The organism is Calothrix sp. PCC 7507, assembly GCF_000316575.1.
Lineage (GTDB): Bacteria > Cyanobacteriota > Cyanobacteriia > Cyanobacteriales > Nostocaceae > Fortiea.
Genome location: NC_019682.1, coordinates 6,918,166 through 6,930,890, shown reverse-complemented (window position 1 = coordinate 6,930,890; position 12,725 = coordinate 6,918,166). Strand labels below are relative to the sequence as shown.

10 protein-coding genes are annotated in these 12,725 nt (G+C 39.6%); 4 read left to right on the top strand and 6 right to left on the bottom strand.

The annotated features are described in order from the left end of the window. Positions 1–39 precede the first annotated feature (39 nt). Together CAL7507_RS29720 and CAL7507_RS29715 are read right to left on the bottom strand one after the other, a co-directional pair. Positions 40–1,257 carry an MFS transporter gene (locus CAL7507_RS29720; protein WP_015132195.1) on the bottom strand — a complete coding sequence of 406 codons (1,218 nt, stop codon included), beginning with the start codon at positions 1,255–1,257 and terminating at the stop codon, positions 40–42. 135 nt (positions 1,258–1,392) lie between these two features. Beyond that, complete coding sequence (locus CAL7507_RS29715) at positions 1,393–3,747, bottom strand: CHASE2 domain-containing protein (protein ID WP_015132194.1); 2,355 nt, start codon at positions 3,745–3,747, stop codon at positions 1,393–1,395. 166 nt (positions 3,748–3,913) lie between these two features. Here CAL7507_RS29715 and CAL7507_RS29710 point away from each other — a divergent pair, with 166 nt between their 5' ends. Together CAL7507_RS29710 and CAL7507_RS29705 are read left to right on the top strand one after the other, a co-directional pair. Next, the gene (locus CAL7507_RS29710) at positions 3,914–4,831 is read left to right on the top strand and encodes a DUF4351 domain-containing protein (protein WP_015132193.1); all 918 of its coding nucleotides are present in this window, start codon (positions 3,914–3,916) and stop codon (positions 4,829–4,831) included. Positions 4,832–5,009: 178 nt separating this feature from the next. After that, positions 5,010–5,558 (top strand): hypothetical protein, encoded by a 549-nt coding sequence (locus CAL7507_RS29705; RefSeq protein WP_015132192.1) that lies wholly within the window; start codon positions 5,010–5,012, stop codon positions 5,556–5,558. Positions 5,559–5,585: 27 nt separating this feature from the next. Here the strand turns inward: CAL7507_RS29705 and CAL7507_RS29700 are convergent, their stop codons facing one another. From CAL7507_RS29700 to CAL7507_RS29690, 3 genes are read right to left on the bottom strand one after another with little or no spacing between them, the layout of a single operon-like run. Continuing rightward, positions 5,586–6,770 (bottom strand): DUF1822 family protein, encoded by a 1,185-nt coding sequence (locus CAL7507_RS29700; protein WP_015132191.1) that lies wholly within the window; start codon positions 6,768–6,770, stop codon positions 5,586–5,588. 37 nt (positions 6,771–6,807) lie between these two features. Further along, positions 6,808–7,992, bottom strand: a complete 1,185-nt coding sequence (locus tag CAL7507_RS29695; RefSeq protein ID WP_015132190.1) for a sigma-70 family RNA polymerase sigma factor — start codon at positions 7,990–7,992, stop codon at positions 6,808–6,810. 22 nt (positions 7,993–8,014) lie between these two features. After that, positions 8,015–9,400 (bottom strand): CHAT domain-containing protein, encoded by a 1,386-nt coding sequence (locus CAL7507_RS29690; RefSeq protein ID WP_015132189.1) that lies wholly within the window; start codon positions 9,398–9,400, stop codon positions 8,015–8,017. A gap of 133 nt (positions 9,401–9,533) precedes the next feature. Between CAL7507_RS29690 and CAL7507_RS29685 the strand changes: the two genes are divergently transcribed. Beyond that, the gene (locus CAL7507_RS29685) at positions 9,534–10,286 is read left to right on the top strand and encodes a hypothetical protein (RefSeq protein ID WP_015132188.1); all 753 of its coding nucleotides are present in this window, start codon (positions 9,534–9,536) and stop codon (positions 10,284–10,286) included. Positions 10,287–10,482: 196 nt separating this feature from the next. After that, complete coding sequence (locus CAL7507_RS29680) at positions 10,483–11,340, top strand: hypothetical protein (protein ID WP_015132187.1); 858 nt, start codon at positions 10,483–10,485, stop codon at positions 11,338–11,340. A 47-nt stretch (positions 11,341–11,387) separates the two neighbouring features. Here CAL7507_RS29680 and mtnA read toward each other — a convergent pair whose 3' ends face one another. Beyond that, entirely contained in the window at positions 11,388–12,458 is a 1,071-nt protein-coding gene (gene mtnA / locus CAL7507_RS29675) for an S-methyl-5-thioribose-1-phosphate isomerase (protein ID WP_042342590.1), read from the bottom strand. Positions 12,459–12,725: the final 267 nt, after the last annotated feature.

The following is a 12,725-nucleotide window of genomic DNA, read 5'->3' as shown; positions in this document are numbered from 1 at the left end:
ATCAGTCAACAGTTACTTGTACTGAGCGTAGTCGAAGTATCAGTCATCATTATTTATTGATTGAGCCTGATTAATAGTGCGACTAGCAGTCACACATGCACCTGTGATCAAAAACGCTACACTACTCATAAAACCTTCAGATATAGGTGACAAATTAGGCAATTCTGGTAAAAATATTGGTAGTAAAGCTCCCGCTAACGCTCCACCCCCGAAATATGTTCCCAAGGCTACACCAGACCTCTCTGGAAATACTAGAGACAATGCAAAGGGAATTGCACCGTTAATTATCAAACTAAACGCACCAATAATCATGATAATTAAAGGCAGTTTTGCCCCGGCAAATAACATAGATATTATCAATATTGAGATGGCACAAATACTCCAAACTATCGCTTTGCGGTTGCCAATTTTAGTAGCAAATACACCTGCTGGCAAAGCAGCAAATGCTAATGAGATGCTAATCACAAACATCATGCCATCAATATTATCAGTATTTAATTCTATCTTCAGTAGCTTTCCTAAAACGTCCATTAGTAATCGGGAACCGCAAGCTATGCCAAAACCACTTCCTAAAAGAATAGCTAATGCCCGTGGCAATTGTTCTGATAAATTCGGTGTTTCAATTGTGGGATTGACGGGTTTTTCTGGTGGCGTGACAAATCGCAAGACAAAAGCAGCAGCCAGCAAAACAAATGACCCGAAACTAAAGGTAAAAACTGCCCCTAAACTGAGGAGCAAATTATTACTAATTGGTCGAAATGCGCTAATTATTCCCCCTACCAAAGTTAGCAAACTTGCTGCTAAAGGTAATTCTGGTTTGGCTGCACATCTTCCTAATAAAACGATCGCCGGACTGCGAAACACCGTCATCGCCAAAGCCCAGCCAACTACCACAAACAAAAAAATCCACCGTGTAGCGTCCGTTGGCGGGAGAAACGTTACTAATGATGGAATTACAATAAATAACGCTGATGAGAGAATCACACCTGCGGAGATAAACGGAAAACGACTAGCTGTCCAACGCCTGGCTTTGTCTGAAAGTCCACCCATTAAAGGTTCCATGCCAATCGCCAAGGCATTTTCCACAACCACCAACCCAATTGCTAAATCCCGTGAGAAGCCGATTTCTACTAGTAATTGGGGTATGTAGAAGTTATAAATCACCCAACAAAGGGTAATTGCTCCCTGTATTGTGGCTAAACCTCCAACTTGCAGCCACAAGATCCTCTGAGGATTAGTCTCTGTAGTTCTTGCCATTTTTAGCATCCAATGGGTCATGTGTTGATTATTTACTTAACATGAACAGCTAGTATCGTTATGCTTAATTTGTAATTCTTATACCAATTGAAGTACAGTTTTTTGTAGGGGCGGGGTTTCCTCGTCCTCAATGACTCAATAACGTGAATCTTGAGTTTTAGCTGTTAAATACTGATGATAAAAAACCGTACCATTCGCTAACAACAAGCTAACCACAGGTGCAAGCAGAGGTACCCAACCGCCAACATTTAGTAATATCCAACAGCAAAAAACTAGTGTAATTTCTGAAGTAACGACGATCGCACTCATAATTAACAATTTAGAGCATCGCCAAGCAACTACACCACCAACAACCGACCAAACGCCAATCCAGAGGATTTCTCCCCAGCCAGTCCAAACCCACAATAGGGGTCTTTGGTCTAAAACAGCACTAAGGATTTGGCTAATCATGTGTGCGTGAACCAGCACGCCAGGAATTTTATCTGAGGAACCTGCACCCCAAGGGGTAGCCCAATAATCACCGACGCTGCGATCTACGACACCAATTAAGATGATCCGATTTTGGATGGCTTTGGGATTAACGCGATCGCTAAAAATATCCTTGAGGGAAACTTGTTGAGCGATCGTCTGGGGGTTAACCATAGCACGATAGTTTAGCAGTATTTGGCTACCTCCAGCATCCACACTTTGATACCCACCTGTGCGACTGGCGATAGATGGAAATATTTGATTACCGAGTTGCAGATTATTATCTTGTGTAAATTTTGGCGCAATTCCCCGACCGTATAAGTAGTGAAATGCTAGTAACGTACTAAATGCGTAGCTAGCGGTACAACGGGAAATAGTATTGGGTGTCATAAATAATAGATGACGCCGCACAACGCCGTCGTTATCCTGAACAAAATCGCTAAATCCTAGCCTGGCTTCAGCAATCTCTGGTGGTGGTAAAGTGCCTGTAGGATCATCTTTGATATCTGGACGCTTGCAAATGCCAATCAAACGCTGATTTTGCTGTAATTGCTTGGCTAGTTCTGGTTTTTGGCTGGGATAATCTCGGTAGATATCCAAACCAATCGCCGCAGGTTGAGATTTTGCCAATTTTTGTAGCAATCGATTCAAGGTAGCGTCAGATAAAGAACCAAAGCGGGGTTCTAAACCTTGTGCTTGGACATCTTCAGGAGTTACAGTTACTACAAGAATGCGGTCATCGGGTTTTTCTGGAATGCGCGATCGCATCAACAAATCAAAAGCCCATAATTCTAAGGGAGATAGTAGCCCTAAAAACCTGATTCCCCCTACTAACAGAGTATTCACTAAACTGCATACAAAAATTCTCCGCAATTCTCGGCGATTGGGTAACAAACGCACAGAATTTTGCTTACCGCACCATTCCCACCAAGCAGAAGGTATTTCCGCAGGATTTTGACAAATTACTGGTAGCCAAGCCGCACAGGGAAATTCCCCCTCCAAACCTTGCAACTTTTCCCGTGCTTCTCGCACAGATATATAAAGAGATTCACCCCCAGCAAAAGCGCTAAGAAAGCTTTTCAAAAATTCTTGCGCGACTCTGTCAGGAACAGGTTCCCGCATCACAATCACTTGCGGTAAATGTAAATCTGCCAAATCCTGCGCTAAACCCAAGCCATCACAAGAGTTAAAAATTGCCAACTTTAAACCGTTGGATATTGCTTTTTTTAAACCATATTTTAATTGGTCAATTGTCAGACTCTCTGTCGAATTAATTTGGATACATCCTTTATCTTGACTTGAACTGTGTCCCGCAAAAAATAAAATATCCCATTCAGATTGCCAAAGATTTTCATTGAGTTCTGGCGATGTCGGTTCCACTAAAAATTTAACATCTCCATCCGGCAGCTTTTCTAATATTTGTTGATCTTGGCTAACATTAATATCACTACTATTACCTAAAACACACAAAATCTTAACTTTCTTTTTCGCTTTATTTATAGCTAATTTTAAAGAACGAGCATATTCTGGAGGACTCAAAGCAATTTCAGATTGCGGATAATCAGATAAAAAATCCCACAAACACCAAGGCAATTTCAAAACCTGGGAATTTTCCGCAACAATGACCAAATGAATTTCATCTTTTGGTGTTAATTGAGTACGTAATTTGCGGTCAATGTTAAGAAAACTATCTGCACTTAACCAATGATTAAATAGGGTTTTTAATTCCCCACATACTTCCTGGAATTCAGTATGAGAAAAATGAGTAATTTCGCTATCATCTTCATCAATTTCAAATTCTGGATATACTATTTGAGTTCGTCGCCAAGCAAGATGACTATATAGAGATTCATATAATAATTGCCAATGCTGATAAAGAATATCGAGTCTTGGCATTGCAGGCAACCTTCCAGTGAATTGCATTGGAGTCAGTTTTTCTGCTTCCCAAAGTTGCGCTGTCACCGATGGAAAGCCATGTTGTAAGTCTCCTTTTCCTAAGTTTAAAACCACAAGAATGTGCATGTTATTTAAAATTAGACTTTGATTTAATTTTGTAATACAAGTAGGGTGGGCAATGCACGGTAAAACCCTGATATTGTCGTTAATGTTCAAATCTATATGTATTTTCCAAACTATGTAGAATTGATATTATAATAATTTGCAATACAAAATCCGATAAAACTTCCCAATGATTGACCACGATCGCTTATTTAAAGAACTCCTCTCTAACTTTTTTCCTGAGTTTATCGAGTTATTTTTCCCAGCAGTCAGCGCATATTGGGAACGTGACTCAATAGAGTTTCTACCGCAAGAAATCTTCACCGACGTTACCGAGGGAAAGAAAAAAATCCTTGATATTGCAGCCAAAGCCGCATTTAGAAATCAAGATACATTATTTATTATCCACATCGAACACCAATCTTATTCTCAAACTGATTTTGAGCGGAGAATGTTCAACTACTTTGCGCGGTTACACGAAAAGTATACACTCCCGATATATCCCATTGTGATTTATTCCCACGATACACCCACCACACCAGAACCAAATTCATATTGCATTGATTTTCCTAATAAGAGAATTTTGGAATTTAATTACGAAGTTGTGCAGTTAAATCAATTACAATGGCGAGATTTTATCAATCAGCAAAATCCCGTAGCCAGCGCCTTGATGGCAAAAATGCAGATTAACACTCAAGAAAGACCTATAGCAAAGCTTGCATCGCTGCAACTACTTGCTAGCTTAGGACTTAACCCTGCACAAATACAATTAATTTCTGGTTTTATTGATACCTACATAAAACTGAATACCGAAGAACAGGCACTCTTTGAATCACAACTTGCTACGATTGAACCAAGACAGCAGGAGGAAGTTATGCAAATCGTTACTAGCTGGATGGAAGAAGGTATCGAACAGGGAGTAGAACAAGGAAGACAGCGAGAAGCAGCATTGATTACACGTCAAATTAACCGTCGTGTTGGTGCGCTATCTCCTGAACTGCAAGAACGGATTCAGGGTTTATCTTTTGATGCATTGGAGGATTTAGGTGAGGCTTTATTAGATTTTAATGAAGTTGTTGATTTAGAAGTTTGGTTTGAGAGTAGATAAGCTGTTACACATTTAATTTACATATCTTGTTGTGCTAGCTGTTAACGGTGATGCACTGAAGCTTTGTCGAAATGTTGACTGTTGACTGTCAACTGTTAACGGTCAACAAACTTTACGAGTGATTATACAATTTAGATGTGTTTTAGCTGAGTATGAGTATCTTTGAGGAAATTTTGCCATGTTTGACGAGTTATTTAACAATCTGAAAGATTTTGCCGTCTCTAAAATTAAGGAAGCTGTTGAAGAACTAGAGAAACGTCTGGCTGTTCCTGAACCTGGAGAACCATTTACCCTGATTCGTAAATTTGCGATCGCAGAACCAACAGTCACAAAAGGAGGTATTGTAATTGTTGGAGAGAACTTACAGATAGAAGCATATAAAGATGATCGTAATCAGCAATTTTTAAGTACTACAGAACCTCTACGAAATGTCATTTTATTTGAAATACCAGAACCCGAAGTTCAAGAATGTGTTCTAGCTTGTCGGTTTTATGCAAAAGCCTTAAATTCAGAAAAATCAATTAATATAAGTTTAGGCTTAAAGGGAAAATGGACAAAAAGTTGGTCTAAAGGTGTTTCTCAAACTGATGATTTTTGGCTTTATGAGACACGCGCTCATTTTCAGAAAGGAACAGAACCTGTCAAAATTCAAATAAGCGTTCAATTTGAGACTGCGGGGATACTTTTAATCCGAGATATTGAATTACTGCAAGCACCTATCAAGTAAAAATTGAAAAACTTTGGTCTATGTCAATCAAATTACAAAATTCTCTGTAATTACAAAATTATTAACTTCTATTTGAATACTAAATTGAGTGCCGACATTACTTTTAAATCTCTTCAATTGCATAAGATTATCAGTCATCCGCGATTGAATTGATTGAATAATTTGTCCTGAAGATGAGAGCAAATTTAAACTAAGTTCTAGTGGTAAATATTCATCTTGGCTTTGACTACGCAATTGTATGCGAATACCAATACGCCCATCTGTTTCTGTGTCTAATCCCAACACTAAAAATACTTCCTGATTGGGTAAACTAAGAGATTTTACCCTTTTGATAATTGCTTCATTTTGCGCTGATATTTGCCTAAAGCTAAAGCCTAAACTAGCATCTCTACCCAATAAAGTTTCTACAGATTGCCAACTAGCTTCAAAAGTATTTTGCAGCCACTGACTAAGATTTGTTGCTATTTTAATTGTTGTGATATCGTTAGACAATTCTCCCTGACGTAATTGATAAAGGCTGTGTAACCAATGTTCATCACTAATTAATGCCCCCCATAAATGAAATGGTAATTCTAACCTGGGTTGAATAATCTCTAGATTCGCTAATCTTTGCAATAAATTTTCTGCTTGTGTTGCTGCGATAGGAGATAGATGAGGAACAGGAAAACGAGTTGGTTCATCCGGATTAAGTTGACTTACCACCCATAAAACATTGATATCTGGAATTATTTCTTGGGCATCAAGGCTATAACTTCTATCACTATGATCATAGCTACCTATTCTTTTTATCTCTTTGTGGGTAGTGTATCCCCACACTCGCATGATTAATTCTTCTGGATTAATTTGAACTGCTAAATAATAATCTCCCAGCCAAGCGGGAATATCTACCCATTCTTGAGGAATTCGCAATTCACTACTATCAAGGGATTTATCAGGTAATAGTATAAGCCGCTTGTTCCCCCAAATTAAAGCAGTGCCGTTAACTACTGACCAAAAATTAGGTAGCAATGTCTCGTTTAACCAAACACTTGCTTGTGGTGCGTATTCAGCTTGTAACCAAGGGAGAAAGGTTTGTAGACAAATCTGGTTCAAATAATTATTCCATTGTGCTTTCGCTGTGGATTGTGATTGACTTTGCTGCCAAGATTGCTGTGATAATGCAGTAGAGATTGGAAACTCTAATTGGGTGGAGATATCAGATAAGAAAGTCATGGGATTTGAAATTGGGATTTATGGGGACGCGACATATCTAGCTGTAGTAAGACTGCAACCATTCCTCTAATATTGTGCTGATATACTTAACCACGTCGGAAGTTACGGAAATATGCAGCGTTTCTTGACTCCAGCGGGTTAGTGTTAATAGTAATGATTCCCGTGTCTTTGATAGTTTGCGAGAGATAGTGTATTGTTGTATTCCTAATTCTTGGGCAATTTGCTGTTGTGTAAAACCTTGTTGGTAATAAAGTTGTAACAGTTTTTGGACTGAAGGATCGAGTTTTTTGATTGCTGCTGCTAAAAGTGTATTTATTTTATTTTTTTGATCGAGACGTACAGATTGTTCTTCTTTTTGAATTAATTCTGTTAATAAAGATTCCTGTAGCGGATCTATTAGTTCATCCTGTAATTCTCCTTCTTCTTGTCCTAGTTTAGCAGCATTGAGAGATTTTATAGTTGGATATAAATATTTACGGACTTGATTACCACAGTCTGTTAACCAGCGTTCTAGGGTTTCTTTTGTACATTCTGCACCAGGGGAGGTGAGTTGATGACGCATCTGGTTATAACTATCTGCTATTGCTTTCCAAGTGCTGGGTTCAGGTGCAGTAGTTTGCCGTAAATTTGGGGTTTTTCGTGGTAGATAAATACTTTCAAAACAAGTCCAAGCTAATAGGTAATATTCAATAGTTATGGCATCAAATCCAGTATTTTGTAGAGATTCTGTTAACAGTTTGCGACTGATTTTGAGTAATAAACCCCAATTGTTGCAAAAATCCACTTCTCGCTTTTGCCGCAAATAATCTCGAATGATGTTACCAAAAGCATTGCTAGCATAGGCTTTAACACTACCGTTTGCATCGGGATCGCCAGCTTTCAGGATTTTAGGAACAGATGCGATCGCAATTTGGAAAAAGTCGGATATCCTATCATTTGACTCTTGCAAGCGTGGCATCAATTTTTGTACAGTCCAATAACATGATTCTTGCAGATAAGCAGACATATGTCCTAAAGCCAGTTCTCTCTTTTCGCCTTTTTGCCAGGACTTGTGCCAATAAACCGCCCAAAAATTTTCGTTACTTTCAGCTTGCGGCACATAATTTAAACAAGCTTTCATACTGCGATGTAGTTGAGCATCAGTTGCCCAACCACTCAATCTATCAGCCTCAAATCGTAAAAATGTGGAAAAAATTGTGATGATATTTTGACGCGGATGCATAAAAAATTCAAAATTTCAAATTTTACCAAGGATTACCAATTAAAGTAAATCCAGCCCAATAATAAGGATGAGATAACTTACGGCTATCGAGAGCAACAAGCTCTGATGGCAGAGAATTAACTCCACGAATTGCAGGATTATTCTTTAAAGTGACTTGCTGTTTGAGCATGGCAATTTGAGTTTGCCGCAGAGCTTCTGCTTTGATAGAAGTAACTTTGAGTTGGCGGTAAAATTGAGACATTAAGGCTAGGGTTCCCGCATCATTAACAGACCAAAGACTAGCAACAACAGCTTTTGCTCCAGATTGGACAGCCAAACCAGCAAAACCCAACTCAGCCTGAGGATCACCAAGAGCAGTACGACAAGCACTCAACACTAGTAATTGTACTGGGGGTTGGGACAATTCCAAAGTTTTGAGTTGATTCAAACGGATTTGTGTATCCCAAAACTGGATATAAGATTGCTCCACAGCACCAGGAGAAAATTCTGCATGTGTAGCTAAATGCACAATTCCAAAGGGATAAATAGCACGCTGTGCTTTGAGATTTGCTAAGGTGAAATCCTGATTTAGCAAAGATTTTCCTTGCCAAGGATTACTCGTAATACTAACTATTTCTACTGGTACAGCAGGTAAGGAAGATTGATTTTGAAACTTTGATGCTCCCATTGCCAAGACTTGCGTTTGGGTAATGTTAGCGGGTTGATAATCTAACAAATTAAATGCGGGAATTATTCCCAAACTATATTTTTCAACTAGAAATTGTTTACCATCATGGATTGCAGCTAAGGGAACAGTACGCAGTCCTCCTCCTAAACAAAATATCAAATTGTCAATTCCTTGAGCTTGCAGTGCAGACTCTAAAGGAGCCAGCATCCATGCATATAGTTGTCTAGCATCACTGAGATAGTCTTGGGATTGGGAATCAGAGTTGACAATATTGGTGCGGAATTTACGAACTAATTTCAACAAAATATCTTTTTTTGCTGCAGTGATCCGTTTGTGGATAGGTGGTTTTCCTGGTGTCACCAAAATTAACTCCAGGTGGTTAGCGGTGGGTACTGCGTAAATCAGGGCTGTTTTTTTACCAGTTCGCTGGTAAGTGCTATTTAAGATCAGACTAATTTCTGTGGCTGCGACTAGTTGATTGCTAGGAAGTTTTTCTTGGAGATATTCCTCATACTGCTGTTTCCATCCCAGTTCGACGTACTTGATTGCAGAGTTGATATCTTGGCGATCGAGAAATTGTTTGAGTACTTCGGGTTTGAGGCGCGAGACAGGAAGTTTACTAGATTTTGCTGCTGGAGTCACTGCTGGGAGTAGCTGTCGATGATTTTTGAGAGCGTACAGTCCGATGAGAGAACAACTGACTGTCAAGACAGCTAATAGGGTGAGCTTAATTTTGTTCATATTTATTACAGCAAGCTTTATACCCACTTTTCCAGACTACAAAAAATTTTTGTAGTTCCTCACTTCCAGAGTGCATAAACCAAAAAAATGTAACGTGTAAGTTTTTAGAGACAACACAAAGGAGATTTTTCAAATGTTAAAACGTGCTTTCTCACTTGCTCTTTTAAGTGCGATCGCTACAACTAGTTTTGCCAGTTCAGCCTCCGCTGTAATTGACTGCGATCGCACACCAGATGCACCTCTATGTAGTGGCGAACCTCGACCAAAACCTAAACCCAGACCAAATCCTCAACCTGCTCCTACACCTATTAAAAACTATCCAGCAGCAATCCAGTTTATCTTGAAACGTTCTGACCTCATTGAACAAACTATCGATACTGTTTGGCGAGAATTTGGTAAAGGTGTTGCAGCACAAAAAATTAAGGACGAACTCAACGGGAAACGTGTGGGTAAAGGCATGAGAATTAAAGACGTAAATGTCAATCTCAGAGATATTACCGTCAAAGAAGTTACTCCTGGTCCAGCCTCAAACCAGATCAGCGTGAAACTGGTAATTCCTAACAACAACGAAAATTTTCATGTCAGTCTCACCGCTTTACCAGATCCATCATTTAGAGTGTTTCACTCACTCACCTTAAATCTGATTTTGACAATAGATAACTCTAATGAACCGATCAAAATCAATCAACTTAAAGTTCAAATTACAGATGCAGATATTAAAGGTTCTAATCTTGTCGGTTCAGTTATCAAGGCATTTGGTGACTTCTTTACAGGGGGGAGCTTTAGTAGGGGACTAGAATCTCGCATTAACCAAGATATTAACTTAACTCGTCAATTATCTGGAGTCATCAAATCTGCAATCGATCGCTTACCAATTCCTCGCTAATAACTTTAGCACAATAATGATTGGGAATTGCTATAAGAGTCCAATTGGATTTTTGAAACTAAGTACGTGTTTTGGTGGGCAGTGCCCACCCTACCTGATACTTGCATAAAACCAAAAACTCTCACGTGTAAGTATTTAGTCGATTGCACAAATCAACCCAAAAACTCAAACAACACTTAATTGAAAGGAAAAAATCATGATTAATAGAATCGCATCTTTGGCAGCTTTAGCAGTAGTAGTAGCTTCTCCTTTAACAACAATGGTAACTTTCCCTGCTCAAGCTCAGTTATCACCTAAAAATTCTGGCATATTAATTGCTCAAGCCAACCAAACTATTTCTGTTCCTGTAGAAGTTACTAATATTTCTGCACTCAAAAGAGTTGGTTTAGGTGGACATACAGCGAAAGTTTCCTATAGAGTTAGCAATTTGCCAGCAGGTTTTAAACTCAATAAAATTAAAGTCACTCTCAATGTGAGACTCCGCGATGGCGAATTACAAAGAGACGAAAAAGAAATTTCTTCGTCTGCTCTTCAAGGCACAGTTGAACTCAGGGCACCTGGCAAAGTCGTGAAATCAGATGAAGAAGTTAATAAAGTGCAAGCCTTTGTTAGAGCCACTGCAACGAGAAATTTTAATGGATTTATCCTTGGTAAGGCTAACGCTAACAATTTGGGACAAGTTCAGAAAACACCAAGTAGTGCAAACCAGTTTCCACTCAATGTGGATATTACGAAATTGTCTAATCTAGAGCGGAATGTTGGTGGTGGTCACAAAATAGATGTTCGTTATGCTATTAGTAATAGACCTACTAATGTTTCGCTTTCACAAGTGCGAGTAAAGGCTAAGTTTATCTTAGATAATAATTCAATTCAAGAGCAGACCGATGTACTCAAAGATCCCAACTTAAATAATACGGTTAATGTCAGAGCTAGGGGTTCTGCTGGTAGGGATGGAGAAGTGAAAAGAGTGGAGGTTCAGGTAGCAGCTGATGGTATTCAAACCATCATCGGCAATGCAAATAAAGAAGAGTCTGCGACACAAGCTCAATCTTAAATTAGTTGACTGTTGACGGTTAACTGTTAACCGTCAACAGTCAACAGTTAAATTTGCTGGGCGATCGCATTTTTTTGTGACTTAGCTAAATCGCCAGGAGCAAATGCCCCATTCTCTGTAATGATTGCCGTAATCAACTCGGCTGGAGTCACATCAAAGGCTGGATTATAAAACTCTACGCCTGTAGGTGTGAGAATAGTCTCACCAACTTGGTATATTTCCTCTGGGTTACGTTCTTCAATTGGGATTTTGCTACCATCGGATAGTTCAAAATCAACGGTAGAGAGGGGTGCAGCCACAAAGAAAGGAATTTGATGGGCTTTAGCGGCGATCGCTAAACTATACGTGCCAATTTTATTAGCTGCATCACCATTGGCAGCAATTCTGTCAGCACCCACAACTACAGCATGAATCAAGCCCTGTTTCATGCAATGGGCTGCCATATTATCGGTAATTAAAGTTACAGGAATACCTTCTTGCACACACTCCCAAGTAGTGAGTTTTGCGCCTTGCAAGCGGGGGCGGGTTTCATCTGCAAAGACTCGTTCTAAACGCCCTTCTCGCCAAGCAGAACGCACGACACCTAAAGCAGTGCCATAACCAGCCGTAGCTAACGCCCCAGCGTTGCAGTGAGTCAATAGAGTCAGTTTGGCTGGGGTAGCAGGCAATACTGTCAAACCATGATCGCCGATCGCCTGACAAGTTTGCAAATCTTCAGCATTGATGTTTTGTGCTGTTTGCAAAAGAGTTTGTTTGAGTTCTTCTACTGTGCCAATACTTTCATCCGCGGTTCTCATCATGCGGCTAATTGCCCAAAATAAATTCACCGCTGTCGGACGAGTCGAACGCAACAACTCGGCAACTTTCTCTAAGTGTGCCAAAAACTCATCACGATTGGCTGTCTCAATTTCCCGCGCCCCTAAATATATTCCGTATGCTGCAGCTACACCAATTGCTGGCGCACCCCGAACAATCATTGTTTTAATCGCCCGTGCCATATCTTCACTACGGCTGATTTCCACAAAAGTATACTCGTTGGGCAAGCGGGTTTGGTCAATTAGTGATACTGAGTTATTTTGCCAAATAACTGGATAAACCTGATTGTGGGAATTTGTCATAGGAATTATTAAGTAAGGTGGCGTAAATATTTGTCGTTTGGCAAAGCTTACCAAAGTTAGCCCTGTGTCAGCCACAACAAGCATTGCTTCCATCACTACTATAGGCGTTAGCGCCACTAACCAAAAAGTTCTGGTAAAAAAACGGCTCTAGGAATGGTATAACCCAGGATAATGAATCATAATTATCCTCTATAGCTTTTTGCTGTCAACCATCAGCCACAAGCTGAGATGGTTCATGCTCAGAGCTGTTGATTCAACTTCACTACT